This window comes from Pseudomonas sp. C7.1, assembly GCF_056312395.1.
The window spans coordinates 2,132,143-2,154,649 of the sequence record NZ_JBWDTL010000003.1; the positions used below are offsets into that span (position 1 = coordinate 2,132,143).

Here is a 22,507-nt window from a genome sequence, read left to right on the forward strand (position 1 = left end):
ACACAGCCCTGCAAATACAAAGTGGCAGTTTACCGAGAGCGACGCGCCAGCGCACCGCCCACCAGCCCAGTCAGGCAACCAGCCAGCAGACCGCCAACATGCGCCGCGTTGGCAATAGCGCCGAATTGCAGCAACTCGAAAATACCGGTCATGCAGATCAGCAGCCAGGCCAGCATCATCACCAATACGCCCGGCGGCAGCCGATAGGCAGGCGTCGGTGCCAGACGCTGGAAAATCCAGCAATGCCCGAGCAAGCCGTACAGCACCCCAGACAGGCCGCCGAACAACGAGGGGCCTGCATGCAGGTACTGGGCGAAGTTGGCCGCGAGGCTAAACAGCAGGGTCAGCCCCAACAGCATCACGGCACCCTGGCGCGCCTCAATCCGCCGGCCCAGCTCCCAGTACCACAGGCTATTCATCGCCAGATGGAGAATACCGAAGTGAATCAACATCGGCGTCAGCAGCCGCCACCACTGACCGCTGGCCAGTGTGTCGTTGAGGTAGCTGAAGTAGATGTAATCGCCCTGCACACGGTAGTCGACAAAGCTCAACCAGCTAACCGTCGCCAGGTTATCGCCCAGCAAGGTAATGGCGGCGGCAATAAAGGTCAGCAACAGCACAACAGCCGTCATGCGACTGCCTTTCAGCTGTTGAACAAAACCCGGCGCGGCATCGACAGAAGCCGGTGCTGGCTCAAGCAACGCCTCGGCATCACCCTGCGGATAACGCCCATACAGCTCGCGCACCTGCTCGGCCAGTTGCTCGCCAGGCACCCAAAGCACCTGTTCGCCCGCCTCCTCCGCAACACGGTGCGGCACCTGCAAGCGCTGCAGCAACGTAATAAAGCCGCTCAAGTCGACCTGCTCAGGCAAACGCATTGCTGCTACCGCACTCATGGCCTTGCCTCCGGGCTTTCAACATCAACCCAAACGAACTTGCTGGCATCCAGGCGCGTTTCCTGGTCGAGGCGATACGCCACCAGCTTGCCGTTGAGCACAGCACTGTAATCGAGACAGGCCAGGTTGCTGCGAATCGGCGCTGGTTTGCCGCTGCGCCAGTAGTGGCCAACAAACAACAGCGGCTGGTCGACACCGTATTTAAGTAATTCGGTTTTCTGCATTTCGCTGAGCGGCATCTGCGCCGCCAGTTCGGGTAAAGCGTCGGGTTGGAAGACAATATCGCCGTAGGTTTGCGGGTCTTCTTCCCAGAATTTGGTGCGAAAGTGCGCGCGGGTAAAACCGTCATCGCTGGTCAAGGTCATGCCATGCGGCAGACGCATGTCGGTGCCGCGTAGCAGGCGATCCAGCGCGGTATTGGCAAAGCTGCCATGCACAGCCGCCGCCTGGAGAAAATGCTCATCAATGCAGCCATCGGCAAACTGCGCACGTAGCGGCTCAATCAGACTGTCGTCCCAACAGGCATGCACCACGCGGAAACGCCCGGCATCGATAAACAGTGGTAACTCGTAGAACCAATCGAGAAATGCCTGCCACTCCGCAGGGTAAGCCTCGAACTGCTCCAGGGTCTCCTTGATCAGCCGCGCATGCCGTGGCGTATGTTCACGGACAAACTGCCGACCGCTGCCGGGTGCTGCCGGCGTGCTCCAGGCCAGGGCATTGAACTCATGGTTGCCCATGATGCAAAGCGCCTGACCAGCCACGACCATATCGCGCACCAGGTGCAGCGCCTCACGGATACGCGGGCCACGGTCGACCAGATCGCCAAGAAAGATCACCATACGCTGCGGATGCCGCCATACACCGGCCTGCTGGCGATAGCCCAGGGTGCTCAGCAGATGCTCCAGGGTTTTCGCGCAGCCATGGATATCGCCGATCAGGTCGTAGCCGCGAGCAGGATCAAGCTGCATCAAGCCCCCCACCGAGCCGGCTACCCCAGCCCAGCTTGTTGCGACAGACTTCGTAATAGTTGTGGTCCAGCGGATGGATCAGGCGCAGCTTCTGCGGCCGTTTAGCCACGGTAACTGTGTCGCCAGGGGCGCAAGTGAAGTGATTCTGCCCGTCACAGGACACCTGCGGATACAGCTGCAGGTCCTTGGACACGACGATTTTCAGCTCGCTGTTGCCGTCCACCACAATCGGCCGACTGGACAGCGTATGCGGGTACATCGGCACGATAACGATGGCATCCAGCTTGGGGTGCATGATCGGCCCACCAGCGGACAGCGCATAGGCCGTGGAGCCGGTCGGTGTGGCGACAATCAGGCCGTCGGCCTTCTGGCTGCAGACAAACTGACCATCGATAAACAGCTCGAACTCGATCATCCGCGTGGATTTACCCGGATGCAGCACCACATCGTTAAGCGCATCACCCTGACCGATGGCCTCACCGTTGCGCCGCACTTCGGCCTCCAACAAAAAGCGGTTCTCGGTCAGGTAATGCCCTTCGAGCACCTGGGCCACCTTCACCTCTAACTCATCGGGGCGAATATCGGTGAGAAAGCCCAGGCTGCCACGGTTGACGCCCAGCACCGGCACCTTATGCCGCGCCAGAGCACGGGCAGCGCCGAGCATGCTGCCGTCACCACCGACCACAATCACCAGGTCGCACACCTCGCCGAGAATCTTCCGTGAGGAAGTCTGCAGGCCATGGCCCGGCAGCACTTCGGCGATGGTGTCTTCGAGGATTACATGCAGATGACGAGCGAGCAGAAATTTCTTCAGCCGGCGAATGGTGTCGAGTACCTGGGTGCTGCCCAGCCGACCGATGATGCCGATATTACGAAACTGCTCCATGGTGCTCCCGCCAGGCTCTAAATCTAATGAGCCAGATTATGGGCGAAAGCCCATGGCAGCGGCAAACCGCTGACCTGCTATGACGGCGGTTAAACGCTATGCTCGCAACATGACGCCCTTTCCTATGCTCACCGATCTGCCCTCGCAGCTGCGCCAGCCCGCCGTACGCGACCTGGCCTGGGCGCTGCTTGCGCCGCCGTTACTGGCACATACGCCCTTGACCACAACGTCATCCGCTCAAAGCCAGTAACTGGAACAAGCACCCCGGCGCGCTGGCCGACTGGTTACTGGGCCTGGATGCCGATAGCCATGCCCTGCAGCAGTGGCTCAGCCAAAGCTCAGTGCGCCGCTTGGGTTTGTACTACGAACGCCTATGGCAGTTTGCCCTGCATGCCGCGCCGGGTGTCGAGGTGCTGGCGGCCAACCTGCCCATTCGCCAGCAGGGTCATACCCTGGGCGAGCTGGATATGCTGCTGCGCGATGAAGAAGGTGTGCATCACCTGGAACTGGCGATCAAGCTGTATCTGGGCCAGCCGCAGTGCAGTGGCACTGAGCTGGCGCACTGGCTCGGCCCAGGCAGCCATGACCGTCTGGACATCAAACTGGCGCATCTGGGCCAGCATCAACTGCCACTATCAGCACGCAGCGAAGCCCAACAGCGTTTGGCCGAACTGGACATTCAGCAACCTCAAGCGGCGCTGTGGTTGGGCGGTTATCTGTTCTACTCCTGGCTGCAGCCAGCCTATGCCGCGCCAGCGGATGGCAACCCAACGCACTTGCGTGGGCGCTGGTTGCATCGCGCGCAATGGTCACGTTTTGCCGGGCACAACCCAGGTCACTGGCAGCCGTTAGCACGGCATGCCTGGTTGGCGTCAGCGCGAATAGAAGAAGAGCATCTGTGGTCGCACGAGCAGTTCAATCAATGGCTCACGACGCTACCGAGCGATGCCAACGCGCAGTTGCTCGTACGCCTGATTGAAGGCCAAAAGAATGACTGGCTGGAAGCCGAGCGAGTGTTTCTAGTGAATGATCATTGGCCAGCGCAACCGGCCGGCTAGCTCACAAACTGCGTTCGGTGCGCCCGCCCGAACGCGCCAGATAGCCCGAACCACTCTCACACAGCAGCGCATCACGCTGGATCGCCGGTAAGGCATCCACGCCATCACGCAGCGCATAGGCGCGATAGCCAAGCTGCGAAAGTAGAAACACTGCACTGCTGCTGCGCTTGCCACTGTCGCAGTAACACAGATAAGTGCGCGCCTTATCCAGCAGGCGCGCTTTCAGACGCAGCAGTTGCAGCGGCATATTCAATGATTGCAGCGCATGGGCCCGCTCGTATTCTTCCTGCAGGCGCACATCCAGCCACTGCGCCCCGGCTGCCAGCAAACGCGATGCTTCGCCAAGCGATACTTCATCGACCACCGGGGCCTTGAGCAGAGCGAAGAAGTCCTGACGGTCCAAGCGCAGCACCGCGCCGTTTTCCAGCATGGTCACCGTGGCATTGCGCGGGCTGTCAGCCAGCAAGGCCTCCTCACCAAAACAGGCGCCGATCTCCAGCTCAGCCAATACCTGCTGCGCACTGCCCGAACCACGGATCACTTCAGCCCGGCCATTTTTCAGAAAGTAGCAGCTGTCACCGACATCACCTTCTTGCAATACGGTGCTGCCGGCAGTCAGTTCGATACGCTGCAAACGCTCCAGCATGGCGCGCACGTTGGACGGTGGCACCTTGGCAAACAGCGGATTTTCCAACAGGCGCTCCAGCCACTCGATTTCGGCATGGTTCTGCCCCAGTTCCAGCAACAAATCCTGATAGGCCAGACGCCAGGTCAGCAGGCGATTGAGGGTTGCGGTGTCCAGCACCAGCACGCTGGCGTCGGTGAGCGCACGCGCCTCATGCAAGCGCGGCAGGCTTGGCGACAATGGGTGACAACTGGCCTCGTTGCCGGCCTGCAAGCGTTGCTCCTGGCCGTCGGCCGATTGCAGCAGCAACTCGCCCGCCAAGAGGTAGTAGGTCAAGCGTGCCTGATCCCCCGGACGAAACAGCAACTGCCCCGCGAGCAGCGGCTGCGGCACCAATTGCGCACGCAACTCGCGCCACTGCTGTTCAGACAGCACGTTGAGTGGCGTCAAGCTGCGTAGCTGTTCGGGTTTAAGGGGCTCGCTCATGGAATATCCAGGCTCCGCTGGTCAGGTTGAGTGTAGCCGGGCTAACAGGCTGTTGAAAAACCACCTGTTAACCGGCCGAGCAAGCTTTAGCCGCCTGCAGCATTGCCGCAGCGCGGCCCTGCAAGCCGCCCGTGTGGACAAACACCAGGCGGCTGCCGCGAGCAAAGTAACCGGCCTCGACCTGCTGGCGCAACGCCATTAATGCCTTGGCGGTATACAGCGGCTCCAGCGGCACGCCGCCTTGTGCTTCTGCCGCCTGCATAAAATCGAGCAACTCGGCATCCACCTTGGCAAATCCACCACGACTGGCCTCGTGCAACTGATAGCGCCCGACGGGCATGCCGGCAGCCTGGACAATCGCTTGCACCTGCTGCTCGACACCATGATCGGCCGGTACAGCCAACGCCCCGTAGACAGGATGCACGCCGGCCTCACCTAACAGCAAACCGGCCAGGGTCGTGCCCGTGCCTGCAGCCAGCCACCAGGCGTCGTAATCAGCCCAACCGAGGTTTGGCAGCTGCTGGCGAACCTGTTGCACCAGGCTTATGCACCCCAAGGCTCCCGGCAGACCACCGCCGCCCTCCGGCAACGGATAGAACCCCGGATACTGCGCCAGCCAGGGCAACCAGAAGTCGACTGCATGCCGAGCGCGATAACCTGCGTAACCCAGCCAGTGCAGCTGCATGCCAAAGGCCTGCAGATCAGCCACAGTTGGCGTCTGCTGCGGGTGGCCGCGCAAAAGCCCGACCGTTTGAAAATTGAAGCGCTTACCGGCGGCGGCCAGGGCGTGCAGGTGATTGGAATGCGCGCCGCCCAGGCTGATCACGCCAGAGTCGCCACTGGCCTCTGCGGCACGTAGATGATGAGAGAGTTTGAACCATTTATTACCGCTGATCAGCGGATCAAGCAGATCCAGGCGTAGCACCGCTAGTTCAACCCCGGCGGCGACTGACCAATCCAGCGCAAAACACTGCAAAGGGGCATGGGGCGCCCAGTCAGGCAGGACAACAGCCAAGGCTAACTGACAGTACGCAAACGGCTACTGGCCTTGTGCCGCGCACAGCAATTGGATTCACCCAGGGCAAAACGGCTGGGGGTATCAATACGATCAATCGGGATAGCGCAGCGCTCACCACTGGGCAGTGAGGCTTCGCAACTCGGCTGCTGATAGTGCACCAGCCAATGGCGGTATTGCTCTTCGCTGACAAAACACTTGGCCGCAGCATAGGCCAACGGGTTGTCCTGGTAGATGGCGATATCCTGCAGCGCAATGGTTAGGTGACCCGCGCCTGGGTGATAGACCACAAATACCACGCCAAGCTTGGCCAGGCGTTCGAGTATCTGATCCCCCCCCTGGCTGGCCAGGTCGGCGTAAGCGCGCTTGAGACGATTGATCTCCTGCAGTGCTTGCGTGTCCTGCTCACTGCGATACGCCAACTCGACATCGCGAATGGCAATCTGCTCTTTGTATTCGGCCAGTGCCGAGGCGATCTTGGCCTGCATCTCGCCTTCAAACTGCGCACGCAGGCTATCACCCTCACTGCGACCATCACGCTCCAGCCCACGCAGTTGTTCAGTCATCTCTTCACGGGCGGTCTGAAAACTCGCTGCTTGAGCAGCCAACTGAGCCTTCAGCGCAGCGTTGTGCTCTTCCTGCTGACGCAAGGCCTGATGCAAGCCATGGATTTGCGCCTGCAGGTTCTTGCTCTGTTCATCGCTGGCCAATTTGAACTTGGCCAGCTCTTCTTCGTGCTGCTGGGTCAGGCTGCTGATACGCAAACGCTGCTGTTTAATCAGCTGCGCGGCTTTCAGGCGCTGTTCCTGGTCAAGCTTTTCGGTGGCTTTGGCGGCTTCTTCCTGGGCCGGGTCCGCTGCGTACCACTTATCCTCCGAGGCCATTTGCAACCGCTCTGGCGCAACTGCTTGGGCATTTTCGTCTTCGGCCAACAAACCGAGGCTGTTGCGCTTGACCACATCGCGCAGCAGCGCCAGGTCGTTATTACCTGGAGTCAGGCTAGGGTCCCAGAGGTGCATCTGGTGCCAGGACACCGGGCACTGGCTGCGGCAGGCCAGACGAATAGGCCCGGCGCCCAGGTCAGGGCCGCGCCCGGCGCGCTCGGCCAGCGCCTGCAAGGGGATGTTCCAACCGGAATCCGGCGCACCCTTTTCATCAAAATCCAGATAGAAAAAAACCAGCGCTTTGATCAGCAAGCGCGGGTTGATCAGCACATATGCCACGCGCATCTGCTCGTCGGCGAACTCCGGCATATTCACCACGCCATCGAGCAAGGCTTCGAATTCGGGGAAGAACATTTGTTTGCAGATGCCGCCGCGCTCACTGAAGAACAGTACGGCCTCGACCATCTGCGGCTTGTTCTGCATGCTCATCGCTTTTCCTCTAGGCCGAAACGGACGCTCCGCTCAGCGGTGACTTACCTTGCTTATGCTGTGCAAAAGATGGCGCACATAGCAAGACTGCCAACACTCTGACGGGCGAAGCAAAAGCCATGTTACAGGCGCTATGCCCTTGTTCGGGCCAGTCTAGGGGAAAAGCCAAGCCCAGCAATGTGACTGGGTTGGCAGTCGCCCTGCCAGCCAAGCGCTAAAACCCGGCTTACAGGGCGAAACTGTGATGGATTTGGTGCAACGCTTCAGGCTTTGGCGGCAGCCAGGAACGGCGCCAGACGCCGACCCATTTCCTCACCCAAGGCCTGCAGACCACTCATGGGACGAACCATCACTTCAAAGTCGACGATCTTGCCGGCCTCATCGAAGCGAATCATGTCGATGCCCTTGAGCTCACGCTCACCCACCTTGGCACTGAATTCCAGTACCACGTTAAGACCATCGGCGCTGACCAGCTCACGGTGATAGGCAAAGTCGACAAACACCTTGCTCACGGTATTGAGAATCAACGAGACCATGGGCGCGCCGGCATAGGGTTTGTGCGCCATGGGCGAACGGAACGCCGCCTGCGGGTGCAGCAGCTCAGGCAACGACCTCAGATCATTGTTCTGCATAAGACCATGCCACTGCGCGAGCGTGGCGGCAGCAGCCGGTTGTAGTTGAGGGTTCTCGGACACTGGCTTTTCCTTATTGTTGTGAGCCATATACAAAACGCCCCGCATTAGGCGGGGCGCTTGCTATCAAAGTACGGCAGCGAGGCGTGAGCCCTGGTTGATTGCGCGCTTGGCATCCAGCTCGCTGGCCACATCGGCGCCGCCAATCAGGTGTACGTTCTGCCCGGCGTTTTCCAGGCCTTCCTGCAGCTCGCGCAGCGGATCTTGGCCTGCGCAAACGATCACCGTATCCACCGGCAATACCTGCGCCTCGCCACCGGCGATGCTGATATGCAGGCCAGCGTCATCAACCTTGAGGTATTCCACCGAGTTGAGCATCTGCACGTTCTTGTTCTTCAGGCCTGTGCGGTGAATCCAGCCAGTGGTCTTGCCCAGACCGTCGCCAACCTTGGATTTCTTGCGCTGCAACAGGAACACCTCACGGGCTGCCGGGTGCGGATGCGCCTGAATACCCGCCACGCCGCCACGGGCCTCCAACGCGCCGTCAATGCCCCACTCCTCCCAGAACGCCTCGCGATTGAGGCTGGTGGACTCACCCTGATGAGTGATGAATTCCGATACATCAAAGCCGATACCGCCAGCGCCAATCACCGCAACCTTCTGACCGACCGGCTTGCGCTGCAGGATGGCGTCCAGGTAGCTGATCACCTTGGCGTGCTCGATTCCGGGAATGGCAGGGGTGCGCGGGGCGATACCGGTGGCCAGGATGATTTCGTCAAAGCCGCCCTTGGCCAAATCATCGGCCGATACACGGGTATTCAGGCGCAAATCAACGCCGGTGGTTTCCAGCTTGCGCTTAAAGTAGCGCAGGGTTTCAAAGAACTCTTCCTTGCCAGGCACGCGCTTGGCCACATTGAACTGGCCGCCGATTTCGCTGGACGAGTCGAACAGGGTCACGCTATGGCCACGCCCAGCGGCAACAGTGGCAGCGGACAGACCGGCAGGGCCAGCACCGACCACGGCAATTTTCTTCACCGCAGTGGTGGCGATGTAATTCAGCTCTGTCTCATGGCAGGCGCGCGGGTTAACCAGGCAGCTGGTCAGCTTGCCGCCAAAGGTGTGATCCAGGCAGGCCTGGTTACAACCGATGCAGGTGTTGATTTCGTCACTGCGACCGGCAGCGGCCTTGTTGACGAAGTCCGGGTCGGCGAGGAACGGACGGGCCATGGAGACCATGTCGGCGTCGCCTTCAGCCAGCACCTGCTCAGCCACTTCCGGGGTGTTGATTCGGTTGGTGGTGATCAGCGGAATGCTCACTTCGCCACGCAACTTAGCGGTGACCTTGGTGAACGCGGCGCGTGGCACCTTGGTGGCGATGGTCGGGATACGTGCTTCGTGCCAGCCGATGCCAGTGTTGATGATGGTCGCACCAGCCTTTTCGATGGCCTTGGCCAGCAGGACGATTTCATCCCAGGTGCTGCCGCCTTCGACAAGGTCGAGCATGGACAGGCGATAGATGATGATAAAGTTCGGCCCCACTGCTTCCCTGACGCGGCGCACAATCTCCACCGGCAAACGCATGCGGTTCTCGTAGCTGCCGCCCCAGCGGTCGGTGCGGTGATTGGTGTGGGCGGCGAGGAACTGGTTAATGAAATAACCTTCCGACCCCATGATCTCTACACCGTCGTACTCGGCCTGCTGAGCGAGCACGGAGCAGTTGATGAAATCCTGAATCTGCTTCTCGATGCCTTCCTCGTCCAGCTCGCGCGGCTTGAACGGGTTGATCGGTGCCTGAATCGCGCTCGGCGCTACCGATTTCGGACTGTAGGCATAACGACCGGCGTGGAGGATCTGCATGCAGATCTTGCCATCTGCTTCGTGCACTGCGCGGGTAACGATCTTGTGTTTCTCGGCTTCTTCGGCAGTGGTCAGCTTGGCCGCACCGGAATACACACCGCCCTCATCATTCGGGCCGATACCGCCGGTGACCATCAGGCCAACGCCACCACGGGCGCGCTCAGCAAAATAGGCCGCCATGCGCTCGAAGCCGCCTGGCTTCTCCTCCAACCCGGTATGCATCGAACCCATCAGAGTGCGGTTCTTTAGCGTGGTGAAGCCCAAATCGAGCGGGGCCAGCAGATTGGGGTACTGAGCAGTCATGGAAATCTCCACATCGGGTGTTGGCTTTCACGGATGCCGCAGCCTCTTGGCGGGTCGCGGTCGAATAGGGTCTAGACGATAATCAGCAACGCCGAACAGCTCAATGACTCAAAGTAACAACCTAATGATCAAAAACAGCAGCAGCCCTTGGCAAATCCCAAGCACCCACCTACCCTTGCGCCTTAGCTAAACGCCCAACCCTGAATGGGCGCAGACGGAATAACGACGCAATGCTGAAAAGCACACGGGTCAAGCTCGGCGATCTGTCGGTGGGTTTTGTCGACAGCCTGGCCGATGCCATGCGCTATTGCGCCCAGGACCCACAACCACTACTCGACAGCTACGGCCTGGATGCCGCACGCCTGGCCGAACCGCGAGCACGACTGTCGATCCCGCGCTATATGCGCTTGGGCCATAGCGCTATCCAGCAATGTAGCGAACCCGGCCTGGGCCTGCTGATGGGGCAAACCAGCCGCTTGAGCCAACTTGGCCTGGCCGGCGTCACGACCATGCAGGCACCAACGGTACGCGAGGCGGCGCGCGCACTGATTCGCTTCGAGCCACTTTATGCCAGCAATTACCGTGGCCAATCCAGCCTGCATGAAGACAATCGGGGCGCCTGGCTGCGCTTCTATTCGATCAGCCCGTACAACGCCTATAACCGCTTTGTCGTCGATTCAGTGCTGGCCAGCTGGGCGCAACAGCTCAGCAAGCTGGCGCAACAAAAGCTGCCTGTGGAGAAAGTGCAGATTGAATTTCCTGCACCTGACTATGCGGCGCAGTACGGCGAATTGTTTAACTGCCCAGTGGAGTTTGCCAGCGAGCACAACCAGCTGCGCCTGAGCCAACAGAGCCTGAATATGCGTAACCCCGAGCACTGCCCAAGCACCTGGCGGCACCTGCTGGAAATCTGTGAACGGGAACTGACGCAGCTGACCCGCACCCGCAACCTGCGCGAGCGCATTACTCAGCTGCTCGGCCCGCTGCTACATGGTCGCGAACCGGATCTGGCAGAAGTGGCGGCGCGCCTGCAGTTACCGACCTGGACCCTGCGGCGCAAGCTCGCCGAGGAAGGCACGCAGTTTCGCAGCATCCTCAACGACACCCGCCGCGACTTGGCCATGGCTTACATACGCGACACCGAACTGGCTTTCGGCGAAATCGCCTACCTGCTCGGTTTTGCCTCAGCCGAAGCCTTCCAGCGCGCATTTAAACGCTGGAATCAACAAACCCCAGGCGAATACCGCCGCGAGCAACGCCGAGCGATTTAGCCGCCCTGATAGGGATCAGAGCTCGGTAGCGTCTTCGTCACGCTCCGGCACATCCTGCTCGACGGCGCGGGCTTCCAGCAGTTCTTCCTGATAATCGTCCATTGCCTATTCCTCCCACTCGATATGTCAGTGACTGCTCATTGCATAAACAAGGAGCATGCCAATCAAGCTAGAGCAGGCAGATGAAGGCAAGATGACAGGTTGTCGCGTGGCATATCCAAGGATGACGACCATAAACTGCAGGCAATAAAAAACCCGCTCATATCGCTATCAGCGGGCTTTCTAATATGGCGCAGCGGACGGGACTCGAACCCGCGACCCCCGGCGTGACAGGCCGGTATTCTAACCGACTGAACTACCGCTGCATGTCGGTGGACTTGCGTCCGTACAACTCTTGCTTCATCTGATGAAATCGCCTTCGAGGGCTTTTTCATCTCAGCCTGAGTGAACTCAAACTGGAAAATATGGCGCAGCGGACGGGACTCGAACCCGCGACCCCCGGCGTGACAGGCCGGTATTCTAACCGACTGAACTACCGCTGCGCGTCGGTGGACTTTCGTCCGGTTCACAAGAGTGGTGGGTGATGACGGGATCGAACCGCCGACCCGCTGCTTGTAAGGCAGCTGCTCTCCCAGCTGAGCTAATCACCCGCTGCTTGCGAGGCGCGAAATTTACGCAAGGGCCGCACCTAAGTCAACACCCTGCTTCAAGTTTTTCTAAAAAAGTGTAAAAAGCGCTGCCCTTGTCAGGTGCTATCACAGGGCACGCCGCACCATTATTGCGCCACCCGCAGACTGAGCCGAGCAGCAACCTTATTGTCTTCGGCGCGATCCAACCCAGCTTCGGCGATTTGCACGCCCTGCTCCTGCAGCACAGTGAACCAACGCAGCAACTGGGCAAATGGGGCTGGTTGCAAATTGAGCTGCACGGCGCCATCGCCGGCGTTGTCCAAGCGCTCAATGGTCAAGCCCTGGGTTGCGGCCGTGGCCGTAACCGTGCCCTGCAGCCGCTCGGGGTCAATCGCCTGCTGCGGGGTGCTGGCTAGGTTGCGCGCCGCAGGTGCCTGGCTATGCAGGTAGGCGTTCAATTCGCGCTGCGTTTCAAACGCACTACGTGCTGCGGCCAGGCGCTCTTGGGTCGGTTGCCAGAGTGTCAGGTACAGCAGCACTAGCAGCAGAAACGCCCCCAAACTGCCGAGCGAGAACTGCTCACGCGGCGCCAGCGCACGCCAGCGTTGCAGCAACAGCGAATTGTCCAGCTGCACGGTAAAGCCCTTGCCTTGCGAAACCATGTTCATCCTCCGATCACCACGCGCGCGCTGACGCCGGCACCTTCTCGACTGGCCGAGCCCAGCTGCACCGCCAAACCACTTTCCTGCAAACGCTCGCGTAAACGCTCCAGCTCGGCAAACCCCGCTGCCTGCACCTGCATGGCCAGATCGCCGCGCACCTCGCTGAAATCCACCTGACTGATCTGCACCTGGCCGCCCTCAGCCACCAGCGCGCCGCTGACCTGAGCAAGCAAGCCGAGCAAGCGGGTTTGTCCGCTGCCCGCGCCGGCCTGCAGATGTTGATCAAACTGCACACGCAGGTTGACCAGTTTGCTGTCCTGGGGGAACAGCTCCTTGTACAACGCGGCGCTGGCGGCGGCGTATTCATCGGCCTGACGCTGCAGGTGCCAACCCTGCGCTAAATTGAAGCCCCACTGCAGCACCAACCACATGCCGACCAGCCCCAGCAAAGGCCGCCAGCGTTGCCATTGACCATTACTGCTTTGCACAGCGAACTCGCCCTGGGCCAGGTTAGTGCGCAGCGGCTGCTGAGCCAGCCAAACAAAGGGATCGGCCACCACCATACTTTCATCGACCGGTTGTGGCGCAGGATGCTGCGGATCACACCAGGCAACCTGCGGCTGCGCGCAAAAAGGGCTCAGCTGCGGCCAGTCCTGCGCCTGCAGCGCCATACGCGTGACGTTCTCACCGCCCAACAACCAGCGACCGTGCAGCGGCAAGAGCGCAGTGCCCTGCCCAGGCAACAGATCGGCATCCACGGCAATCGCCTGCGGCGCTGTGGGGCACAACGCCAGCCAGCCGGCCAGCCAGCTGCGGCGCACGGCAAACACCCGATGACGGCCATCGGCCAGTTGCTCGCCCAGCGCCAGGTGCATCAGCTCGACTTCCTCGGCGAGCAGTTCTTCCACAGCAAACGGTAGGGCCTGGCGCAACCAGCGGGCTTTGCGCGTCGGCAGGTTGACCGCGCAGGAGGTTACCGCCTCAACGGGCAGAACCAGGGTCCAGTTTCCGCCAAGCTGCGTCTGCGCATCATCAAATGTCAGGGTTTCACTCACCCCATCGGCCACCCACTGCACGGATAGATCCACCTGCGCGCCGGCACAGGCGGCGGGCGGCAGAAATACATAGGTCTGACTCATGGTTGGACTTCCTCAACGGGCGCGAGCGGCATACCGCCCTGCCCCAAATCACGGGCTAGAACATACAGCTTGCCATCACTGGCACGCTGCAAGGTGCTGCGTAGAACCTGACGACGCTCACCGACAGTGACTTCACTAAGCACCTGAAAATACTGACTACCCACCGCTAGCCCCTGGCTCTGTACCTGCAGGCCACTGAGTTGCGCGGTAAAGCTCGGTAAATCACGATAGCCCTCAGTGCCCCGTGCGGCGACCAGGCCCTGGGCGGTGCTCAGTGGCAGCCCTTCAGCCACGCTGGCCAACACCCGCGCGCTGGCGGTATTGACGTTAAGCGTGACATCCGCCGGCAAGGCGCTGACATAGGGCGACAGGCGCTGGTAATCCGCCTCGGTCATTTCCAGCAACAGGCGCAGTTCGGAGACATCCTTCAATTCTCGGTTACCCGAGCGATAAGGCGGTTGCGCCAGCAGGTATTGATTGTCTTCGGCACCGTAACCGCCACTGGGCTGATCGTCGGCATCCAGCCAGTCGAGCAGGCGTTCGGCGTAGGGCGCTTCGATCTGCAGCCCCAGCAACAGACGACGAAGTTGCGCCACGGCGGCCTGATTGGGCTGGCCCTGGCGCAGCAAACTGTTGAGGTTGAAACGCCCAGTCAGGTCGGTGATCTGCACCCGCAATGCGCCGCCCTCATCCAGTGCAAAAGGCGCACGGCTTTTGGCCCAGACCTCGTCGGGATGATCCACCGGGGCACGCGGATCGCCCTCGCGCAGGTCGCGCTGCAAAATGGCTTTGGCCAGGGTCTCGCCGCCCAGAGCGTAATGCCAGGCTTGGCGCACATGAAGCTGATTGGCACTGCTGCGGATCGACAGCTGCTGGCGGGCGATAATCCCGGCGCTGACCACAGTCACCACCGCCACCACCAGCAACACGGTGATCAGGGCCATGCCGCGCTGGCGACTCATGTGCGCGGCTCCTCGGGAATATCGCCACCCGGCTCAGCGGGATCTTCCGGGCTAGGTTCAGGCGCTTGCTGCAGGCGCTCCGGCAAGCCTTCTGGCAGGCGCAGTACACGGCGCAGCTCGCCATAACGACGATGCTCCAGTACCAGCTCAACGGCCTGCGGTAATAGCTTTAGGGCATCGTCCGGGTTATTGCCCAGCGGCGGCCAACTGGTCTGCCAGGTTCCCTCCTGATCCAGATAACGCAATTGCAGTCGGGTCACCCCATCCAGCGCTTGCTGCACCTGCGGCTGGCTGTCCTGCGCCTGATCCAGCACCGTCCAGTAGTGGCGCTGCCACTGCTCGCCACTGAGTTGCCAGCGCACTCGCTGCAGGCCGGAGCGCGGCTGCCCTAGCGGATTGCGCCAGCCGCTGCGAGTCAGCTCCAGAGCCGGGCTATCTAGGTCTTCACCAATCAAAGCAGCACGTGGATCACCAAAGGGATCGCGCGTGGGCCGGGCTTGTACCTGCAGCACATCGCGCTCGAATGCGGCCATAGCGCGCACCAGCTCACGTAACTGCATTTCATGGGCGCGGGTGACTTTGTCGGTTTGCAGCACGCTGTCGAGCATGCGATAGGTGCCCAATCCCAACAACGCAAAGATGGCGATGGCAATCAGCAACTCGAGTAAGGTAAAGCCGCGCGCCGCCCTCATTGCACCACCTCAAGAAAACCATTCAGGCTGACTGCCGCACGCTCGCGCACATCACCGCCCAAACGCCCCTGCTCTGCGGGTGCAACCCATAGGGTGACGCGGCGCATATCCGCCTCGCTGGTGGCCTGCACCTCGCTCTGCCACTGCCAGCGTCGCCCGGCGAGCTCCACCTCGCCCTGGTCGCGGCCATCAGCAACCGGGGTCTTCGACAGTTGCAGCTCAGCCAGTTGGTTATCGGCGATCCACATGGCCAGAGTCTTTTCTTCCAGACGCGAGGCGGTTTGCAGGCTGCGCGCTGTAGCGGTCAACACGCTGGCGGCAACCAGGGCGAAAATTGCCAGGGCAACCAGCACTTCAAGCAGGGTAAAACCGCGAACACGCCTCATTTTTTGCGTCCTGCCGGCTGCTCGCTCTCGACCTTGGGTAACTGAAAACCATCACTGACCAATTGCAGGCGCAAACCATCGGCGCGGCGTTCGGCCAGGCGTAAGCGAAACGGACTGATCTCCCCGCTGGACAGCAGCAGTAGCTGGGGCGTCAGTGCGCCTTTGCTCGGTTCTTCACCTTCTGGCTGCGGCAGCTCCAAAGCCGCGCCTTCCAGCTCGACACTCAGCTCGGCCCAGCCCGGCAGCTTATGGGGTTTGGCCGAGAGCGCCTGCCAGCTCTGCTTCGCCGAGTCGTAACGCAACACTTGGTATGCCTCACGACTGAGCAGCAAACCGTACTCCTGGTTATCCAGCACGGCTTCCTCGGCCAGCACGCCAATCAGGCCGGCCAGCCGCTCGGCTTCGTTATGCAGCTCGCGCCCAGGACCGGCGATGCCCACGCTGAGCACCGCAATACCGATCAGGCTGCCAAGAATCACCAGCACCACCAGCAGTTCGATCAGGGTAAAGCCCCCAGCCTGGCTCGGTTGCTGACGCATGAGGGTCAGAGGTCCCAGTTACCGATATCGGTATCCTGATCGCTACCGCCTTCCTTGCCGTCGGCGCCCAGGGAATACAGGTCAAAAGCACCCTTGGTGCCCGGCGCCAGGTATTGATAGACGTTGCCCCACGGATCGACCGGCAGACGCTTGAGGTAGCCATCGCGGTTCCAGTTCTTCGGCTGCGGGTTGCCGGAAGGTTTCTTCACCAGCGCCTCAAGACCTTGCTGGGTGCTTGGGTAGGCATGGTTATCCAGCTTGTACATATCCAGCGCGGCCGCCACGGCCTTGATATCACCCTTGGCCACGGTGACCTTGGCCTGATCGGGCCGGCTCATGACCTGCGGCACCACCAGAGCGGCAAGAATGCCGAGGATCACCACCACCACCATGATTTCGATCAGCGTAAAACCCTTTTGACGCTTGTTCACTGTTTACCCCACCAACTGATTGAGAGACAGAATCGGCAGCAGAATGGCCAGCACGATCACCAGCACCACCGCCCCCATAAAGACCAGCATAAAAGGCTCGAACAGCCCCACCAGCAGCGCCACCTGGGCACCCAAATCGTTTTCCTGATTGCGCGCGGTGCGCGCCAGCATCTGGTCCAGCTCACCCGAGCGCTCACCGCTGGCGATCATATGCAGCATCATCGGCGGAAACTGCCCACTGGCTTCCAACGCGCGGGTCAGACTGCCGCCCTCGCGCACCTTCTGCGCGGCAATCACCACATCAGCGCGAATCACCCGATTGGCGATCACCTGTGCGCCGATACCCAGGGCCTCCACCAGCGGTACGCCGCTGCGGGTCAAAATCGCCAGGGTCGAGGCAAAACGCGCGCAGTCGGTGGCGCGAATCAAGCGCCCGACCAACGGGATGCGCAGCAGAAAGCCGTGCCAACGCGCCTTGACCGCATCATCACGCAGCGCCCAGCGCAGGGCGAACACGCCCAGGATGGCGAGAATAACCGCCAGCCAACCCCAACCTTTGACCCAGTCACTCAAGGCAATCAGGCCGCGCGTCAGCGCCGGCAGGGTTTGCCCGGAGTCGACAAACACCCGCACCACGTCCGGCACTACATAACCGAGCAGGAAGCCGACAATCAGCAAGGACGCGCACATCAAAATCAGCGGATAGAGCAGCGCCAACTGGATTTTCTGCCGCGACTGCTGGCGTTGCTCGGTGTAATCGGCCAACTGTTCCAGCACCGGGCCAAGGTGGCCGGCATGCTCGCCCGCGGCCACCGTAGCGCGGTACAACTCAGGGAAAGCCGAAGGAAATTCTTTCAGACTGCTGGCCAGGTCATGGCCTTCCAGCACACGCGCGCGCACCGCCAGAAGCATGCTCTGGATCCGTGGCGAACTGGCCTGAGCCGCCGCTGCGCGCAGGGATTCCTCAATCGGCAGCGCCGCCTGCACCAGTGTCGCCAATTGCCGGGTGATCAAGGCCAGATCGCGAGCGGAAATACCGCGAGCAAAACTGAAGTGCGAGCCTGCTCCAGCATTTTCACGAGTACGGGTGGCTTTGACATCCAGCGGGGCTAGCTGCCGCTCACGCAGAGTTTGTCGCACCTGGCGCGCGCTGTCGGCTTCCAGCACGCCTTTTTGTTGGCGGCCTTTGCCGTCTAGGGCGAGGTATTCGAAGGCTGCCACGCGCTATTCCTCTCGCGTCACGCGCAGCACTTCCTCGACCGTGGTCGCCCCTTCCAACACCTTGCGCCGGCCATCTTCGCGGATGCTCGGGCCGAGGGTGCGGGCGTGGCGGGTCATGTCCTGCTCGGAAGCGGCGTTGTGAATCAGGGTGCGCAGGTGGTCATCAAACACCACCAGCTCATAGATACCGGTACGGCCACGATAACCCTGCTGATGGCACTCGGCGCAGCCACGGGCGCGGTACAAAGTCGGCGACTGGGCGAACGGCATTCCGAGCAATTTGCACTCAGCTTCGTCAGCTTGATAAGCCTCTTTGCAATGTGGGCAGAGCACCCGTACCAAACGCTGGGCCAATACGCCGAGCAAGGACGACGACAGCAGGAACGGCTCGATGCCCATGTCCACCAAACGCGTAATCGCACCGATGGCACTGTTGGTGTGCAGGGTCGAGAGCACCAGGTGACCGGTCAACGATGCCTGTACGGCGATTTCAGCAGTTTCCTTGTCGCGGATCTCGCCGACCATCACCACGTCCGGGTCCTGACGCAGAATGGCGCGCAGGCCGCGAGCAAAGGTCATATCAACCTTGGAGTTAACCTGGGTCTGACCGATACCTTCGAGGTGATATTCGATAGGGTCTTCAACGGTAAGAATATTGCGTGTGCGGTCATTCAGGCTGACCAGGCTGGCGTACAGCGTGGTGGTCTTACCCGAACCGGTGGGCCCAGTGACCAGCAGAATGCCGTGGGGCTTGCGCACGGTGGCTTCCATCTGATCGCGGTCGCGGGCGCTCATGCCCAGGTGCTGCAGGTTGAGGCGGCCAGCCTGTTTGTCGAGCAGACGCAGCACCACCCGCTCGCCATTGGCCGACGGCAGGGTCGAGACCCGCACATCCACCTCGCGGCCGCCAACTTTCAGGGAAATCCGCCCGTCCTGAGGAATGCGCTTCTCGGCAATATCCAGCCGCGCCATGACCTTGATCCGTGACACCAGCAGAGCGGCCAGCTCACGCTTGGGCTCCAGCACCTCACGCAGAATGCCGTCCACCCGGAAGCGTACGACTAAACGTTTTTCGAAGGTTTCCAGGTGAATATCCGAGGCGTTTTCCTTGATCGCCTCGCCGAGGATGGCGTTGATCAAGCGAATAATCGGTGCGTCGTCTTCCTGCTCCAGCAGGTCCTCGGTTTCCGGCACCTGTTCGGCCAGCGCCGCAAGATCCAGACTGCCGCCGATGTCCTCGGCCAGTTGCATAGACGCCGAATCATGCTGATAGGCCTTGCCCAGAGCCTGCTCGAAGGCTTCGGCCGTCAGCGCCTGCAACGGCAGCTGCGCACCAACAAAACGCTGCGCCTCGGCCAGCGCCACCAGTTCGACGCCGACCCGATAAGCCAGGCAAGGTACGCCGCCCTCCGCGATGAGGACCACACCGTGACGCCTGGCAAAGCTGAAGGGTAAACGCCGTGATGGCACTTCTGTAAGCAGCGCATTCATCCGTAATATGCCTTAAGCACAGAAAGCTGATGGTGAACCCAAGAATATCAAGCGGAAGCTCAAAAACTGGGGTTTTGCAACATAGTTGTTGTAAGTTGGCTGCAATAGAGCGAAAAACAGCGCGCTATCTTTAGCACATTGAACTGGTCTACACACTACCTCAACCCGGGGCTGCCAAATGCTTGGCAAATGTCTATGATCAGCGCGCGAACCACACCACATAATAATAAGTTACGGAGTGACGCCCCCTTTGCAACCTTTGGCCCCACAACGCTGGTTACAACGTCAAGCGACCTCTCTTGCTGGCATCGCGCTGATTCTTGTTATGAGCGTCAGCCTGGCTTGGCAGAGTGCCGATTGGCTGCGTTTACTGCGTGCGCCAGTGGCGACCAGCAACAGCAGCACCGACGAAGCACCAGTGGCGGCAGTTAATCCCGAGATCGGCCAGTTGTTCGGCGCCAGCAGAGCTGCCAATGATGGCCCCGCCCCCAGCACTAACCTGCGCCTGACCCTGCTCGGCAGCTTTGTGCATGCCGACCCGCAGCGCTCCACTGCAATCATCCTCAGCGAGGGCAGCACGGCCCAGCGCTACAGCATCAACAGCGAAATCAGCAGCGGTGTACGTCTGCATTCGGTGGCCGTCGACCGCGTCGAGTTGCTGCGTGATGGCCGCCGCGAAAGCCTCAGTTTCCCGCTCAATAGCTCGGGTGCCGGCAGCCTGCAGAGCAATGCCCAGGAAGTGATGGCCGACCCGCTTGAGCAGCTCAGCGAGATGGAATCCGATGACCTGAGCCAACTGCGTGAGCGTATGGATGCTCTACGCCAGCAGATGCAGGACTCCGGCAGCCTGCCGGGTGCTGCAGAACCCACCGAACAGCCCATGGAAGAAAACTGACACGATGACTCCGACTCTCTCGCGCCTTACCTTCGCCCTGCTGGCCGCTGGCCTTATCTGTAGTTCGCTGCCGCTGAGCGCTGCCGTTACCGCCGTGGCGCCAAGTGCCAACCAGCAGGAAGAAAGCTGGACCATCAACCTCAAGGGCGCTGATATCCGCGAATTTATCGACCAGGTCGCGCAGATCAGCGGACAAACCTTTGTTGTCGATCCACGGGTCAAGGGCCAGGTCAGCGTGGTGTCCAACAGTCCGCTGACGCTGACCGAGGTTTATCAGTTATTTCTCTCGGTGATGGCCACCCACGGCTTCAGCGTGATTACCCAAGGCGACCAGGCGCGTATCGTACCCAACGCCGAGGCCAAAGCCGATGCGGATGCTGGGCGCAATGCGCCGGACCGCCTGGAAACCCGCTTGATCCAGGTGCAACACGGCTCGGCCACTGAGCTGATTCCGCTGATTCGCCCGCTAGTACCGCAGTACGGCCACCTGGCGGCGATCAGCAGCGCCAACGCAATCATCATCAGTGACCGTACGGCCAATATCGAACGCATCGAAGACTTGCTGCGTCAGCTCGACCAGAAAGGCCAGAACGATTACAGCGTGCTCAACCTGCAGCATGCCTGGGTCATGGACACCGCCGAAGTGCTGCGCAATGCCGTGGACCGTGGCCAGGCCAAGGGGGCATCTGGCACCCAGGTGATTGCCGACGGGCGCACCAACCGCCTGATCCTGCTCGGCCCTCCGGCAGCGCGAGCCAAACTGGTGGCCCTGGCGAAATCACTGGACACCCCCACCAGTCGCTCAGCCAATACCCGCGTCATCCGTCTGCGCCATGGCGATGCCAAGAGCCTGGCGGAAACCCTCGGAGAAATTTCCGAAAAACTCAAACCGGAAGCCGGCGGGGAAACCACCGGCAAGCCGCAGACCGTGCTAATCCGCGCCGATGAAAGCCTCAACGCCCTGGTGCTGCTGGCCGAGCCCGATGTGGTAGCAACCCTGGAAGACATCGTGCGCCAGCTCGACGTACCGCGCGCCCAGGTGATGGTTGAAGCAGCGATTGTCGAAGTTTCCGGCGACATCACCGACGCCCTCGGCGTGCAGTGGGCCGTGGATGGCCGTGGCAGCACGGGCGGCTTGGGCGGCACCAACTTCAGCGGCACCGGGCTGTCAGTCGGCCGGGTATTGCAAGCCATTCAAGACAGCGGCAGCAAGACTGATAACAACACCCTGGGCAACCTGCCGGACGGCGCGATCATCGGCCTGGGCACCGACAGTTTCGGCGTGCTGATTACCGCACTGTCGGCCAACAGTAAAAGCAACCTGTTGTCGACACCGAGCCTGCTGACCCTCGATCACCAGAAGGCGGAAATTCTGGTCGGGCAGAACGTACCCTTCCAGACCGGCTCCTTTACCACTAGCGGTTCGGGCGCCGACAACCCTTTCACCACCATCGAGCGCCAGGACATTGGTGTGACACTGAAAGTCACCCCGCATATCAATGATGGCGCCAGCCTGCGCCTGGAAATCGAACAGGAAATCTCCTCCATCGCGCCCACCAGCCAGGGCGTGAATGCCGTTGACCTGATCACCAACAAGCGCTCGATCAAGAGCACCATCCTCGCCGAGAACGGCCAGGTCATCGTGCTCGGCGGGCTGATTCAGGATGACGTGACCGAGACCGACTCCAAGGTGCCGCTGCTCGGCGACATTCCACTGCTCGGCCGACTGTTCCGCTCGACCAAGGAAACCCGCATCAAGCGCAATCTAATGGTCTTCCTGCGCCCCACCGTGATCCGCGATGCGGCCGGGATGGCAGCGTTGTCTGGGAAGAAATACAGCGACATCCGCGTGCTGGGCGACATCCGCGAGAACTACCGCCCCGGCATCCTGCCGCGCGACCCGGTGCAACTGTTCGACCAGGGCGCGCCTGAAGCTATCGATCTGCGTGAATAAACCCTCCAGTAATAAAAGACTCTTTACCCATTGCGTGGGCGAGACGGCAAATCGTAGGTTGGCGTTGAGCGCAGCGAAGCCCAACAAACAGCGGCATGCTTTGTTGGGCTTCGTCGCTTTGCTCCTCAACCCA

20 protein-coding genes, 3 tRNA genes and 1 pseudogene are annotated in these 22,507 nt (G+C 60.9%); 4 read left to right on the forward strand and 20 right to left on the reverse strand.

From position 1 onward, the window contains the following. Positions 1-29: 29 nt before the first annotated feature. The 3 genes from AC0T4W_RS13395 to AC0T4W_RS13405 are packed head-to-tail and all read right to left on the reverse strand — an operon-like array spanning position 30 to position 2,753. Positions 30-896, reverse strand: a complete 867-nt coding sequence (locus AC0T4W_RS13395) for a rhomboid family intramembrane serine protease (protein ID WP_476319622.1) — start codon at positions 894-896, stop codon at positions 30-32. Next, positions 893-1,867 carry a metallophosphoesterase gene (locus AC0T4W_RS13400; protein ID WP_476319624.1) on the reverse strand — a complete coding sequence of 325 codons (975 nt, stop codon included), beginning with the start codon at positions 1,865-1,867 and terminating at the stop codon, positions 893-895. Before AC0T4W_RS13400 ends, AC0T4W_RS13395 begins: the two co-directional genes overlap by 4 nt. After that, positions 1,857-2,753 (reverse strand): NAD(+) kinase, encoded by an 897-nt coding sequence (locus AC0T4W_RS13405; protein WP_476319626.1) that lies wholly within the window; start codon positions 2,751-2,753, stop codon positions 1,857-1,859. The genes AC0T4W_RS13400 and AC0T4W_RS13405 overlap by 11 nt, the downstream gene beginning before the upstream one ends. 109 nt (positions 2,754-2,862) lie before the next feature. Between AC0T4W_RS13405 and AC0T4W_RS13410 the strand changes: the two are divergent. After that, positions 2,863-3,811, forward strand: a pseudogene (locus tag AC0T4W_RS13410) (DUF1853 family protein). Between the two features lies 1 nt (position 3,812). On the opposite strand, the gene AC0T4W_RS13415 reads toward AC0T4W_RS13410, so the two are convergent. The 5 genes from AC0T4W_RS13415 to AC0T4W_RS13435 all read right to left on the reverse strand — a co-directional run bounded on the left by AC0T4W_RS13415 (position 3,813) and on the right by AC0T4W_RS13435 (position 10,102). Then, entirely contained in the window at positions 3,813-4,922 is a 1,110-nt protein-coding gene (locus tag AC0T4W_RS13415; protein ID WP_476319628.1) for a cyclic nucleotide-binding domain-containing protein, read from the reverse strand. A 67-nt stretch (positions 4,923-4,989) separates the two neighbouring features. Further along, entirely contained in the window at positions 4,990-5,937 is a 948-nt protein-coding gene (locus AC0T4W_RS13420) for a 1-aminocyclopropane-1-carboxylate deaminase/D-cysteine desulfhydrase (RefSeq protein ID WP_476319630.1), read from the reverse strand. Positions 5,938-5,939: 2 nt separating this feature from the next. After that, positions 5,940-7,310, reverse strand: a complete 1,371-nt coding sequence (locus AC0T4W_RS13425) for a chromosome partitioning protein ParA (protein WP_476319632.1) — start codon at positions 7,308-7,310, stop codon at positions 5,940-5,942. A 263-nt stretch (positions 7,311-7,573) separates the two neighbouring features. After that, positions 7,574-7,942 carry a nuclear transport factor 2 family protein gene (locus AC0T4W_RS13430; RefSeq protein ID WP_476323657.1) on the reverse strand — a complete coding sequence of 123 codons (369 nt, stop codon included), beginning with the start codon at positions 7,940-7,942 and terminating at the stop codon, positions 7,574-7,576. A gap of 126 nt (positions 7,943-8,068) precedes the next feature. Beyond that, positions 8,069-10,102: an oxidoreductase gene (locus tag AC0T4W_RS13435; protein WP_476319634.1), complete on the reverse strand. Its 2,034-nt coding sequence runs from the start codon at positions 10,100-10,102 to the stop codon at positions 8,069-8,071. A 230-nt stretch (positions 10,103-10,332) separates the two neighbouring features. Here AC0T4W_RS13435 and AC0T4W_RS13440 point away from each other — a divergent pair, with 230 nt between their 5' ends. Beyond that, a complete protein-coding gene (locus AC0T4W_RS13440; protein WP_476319636.1) occupies positions 10,333-11,373 on the forward strand; it encodes an AraC family transcriptional regulator in 1,041 nt (346 codons plus the stop codon). Between the two features lie 288 nt (positions 11,374-11,661). Here AC0T4W_RS13440 and AC0T4W_RS13445 read toward each other — a convergent pair. The 12 genes from AC0T4W_RS13445 to gspE form a co-directional block, all read right to left on the reverse strand. Next, positions 11,662-11,738 (reverse strand) — tRNA-Asp (locus tag AC0T4W_RS13445). A gap of 100 nt (positions 11,739-11,838) precedes the next feature. Then, positions 11,839-11,915 (reverse strand) — tRNA-Asp (locus AC0T4W_RS13450). A gap of 32 nt (positions 11,916-11,947) precedes the next feature. Then, a tRNA-Val gene (locus AC0T4W_RS13455) sits at positions 11,948-12,023 on the reverse strand. A 125-nt stretch (positions 12,024-12,148) separates the two neighbouring features. Continuing rightward, complete coding sequence (locus AC0T4W_RS13460; RefSeq protein WP_476319639.1) at positions 12,149-12,664, reverse strand: type II secretion system protein M; 516 nt, start codon at positions 12,662-12,664, stop codon at positions 12,149-12,151. Positions 12,665-12,666: 2 nt separating this feature from the next. Continuing rightward, positions 12,667-13,803, reverse strand: a complete 1,137-nt coding sequence (gspL, locus tag AC0T4W_RS13465) for a type II secretion system protein GspL (RefSeq protein ID WP_476319642.1) — start codon at positions 13,801-13,803, stop codon at positions 12,667-12,669. Further along, the gene (gspK, locus tag AC0T4W_RS13470; protein ID WP_476319644.1) at positions 13,800-14,765 is read right to left on the reverse strand and encodes a type II secretion system minor pseudopilin GspK; all 966 of its coding nucleotides are present in this window, start codon (positions 14,763-14,765) and stop codon (positions 13,800-13,802) included. Before gspK ends, gspL begins: the two co-directional genes overlap by 4 nt. After that, positions 14,762-15,457 (reverse strand): type II secretion system minor pseudopilin GspJ, encoded by a 696-nt coding sequence (gspJ, locus tag AC0T4W_RS13475; RefSeq protein WP_476319646.1) that lies wholly within the window; start codon positions 15,455-15,457, stop codon positions 14,762-14,764. Before gspJ ends, gspK begins: the two co-directional genes overlap by 4 nt. Then, complete coding sequence (gene gspI, locus AC0T4W_RS13480; RefSeq protein WP_476319647.1) at positions 15,454-15,843, reverse strand: type II secretion system minor pseudopilin GspI; 390 nt, start codon at positions 15,841-15,843, stop codon at positions 15,454-15,456. The genes gspJ and gspI overlap by 4 nt, the downstream gene beginning before the upstream one ends. Then, the gene (gspH, locus tag AC0T4W_RS13485) at positions 15,840-16,382 is read right to left on the reverse strand and encodes a type II secretion system minor pseudopilin GspH (RefSeq protein ID WP_476319650.1); all 543 of its coding nucleotides are present in this window, start codon (positions 16,380-16,382) and stop codon (positions 15,840-15,842) included. Before gspH ends, gspI begins: the two co-directional genes overlap by 4 nt. Positions 16,383-16,387: 5 nt before the next feature. Next, positions 16,388-16,813: a type II secretion system major pseudopilin GspG gene (gspG, locus tag AC0T4W_RS13490; RefSeq protein WP_267807418.1), complete on the reverse strand. Its 426-nt coding sequence runs from the start codon at positions 16,811-16,813 to the stop codon at positions 16,388-16,390. 3 nt (positions 16,814-16,816) lie between these two features. Further along, positions 16,817-18,034 (reverse strand): GspF family T2SS innner membrane protein variant XcpS, encoded by a 1,218-nt coding sequence (xcpS, locus tag AC0T4W_RS13495; protein WP_476319653.1) that lies wholly within the window; start codon positions 18,032-18,034, stop codon positions 16,817-16,819. Positions 18,035-18,037: 3 nt separating this feature from the next. After that, positions 18,038-19,525: a type II secretion system ATPase GspE gene (gspE, locus tag AC0T4W_RS13500; protein ID WP_476319655.1), complete on the reverse strand. Its 1,488-nt coding sequence runs from the start codon at positions 19,523-19,525 to the stop codon at positions 18,038-18,040. A gap of 325 nt (positions 19,526-19,850) precedes the next feature. On the opposite strand from gspE, the gene AC0T4W_RS13505 reads away from it, so the two are divergent. Together AC0T4W_RS13505 and gspD are read left to right on the forward strand one after the other, a co-directional pair. Next, complete coding sequence (locus AC0T4W_RS13505; RefSeq protein WP_476319658.1) at positions 19,851-20,420, forward strand: type II secretion system protein N; 570 nt, start codon at positions 19,851-19,853, stop codon at positions 20,418-20,420. Positions 20,421-20,424: 4 nt separating this feature from the next. Further along, complete coding sequence (gene gspD, locus AC0T4W_RS13510; protein ID WP_476319660.1) at positions 20,425-22,374, forward strand: type II secretion system secretin GspD; 1,950 nt, start codon at positions 20,425-20,427, stop codon at positions 22,372-22,374. Positions 22,375-22,507 lie beyond the last annotated feature (133 nt).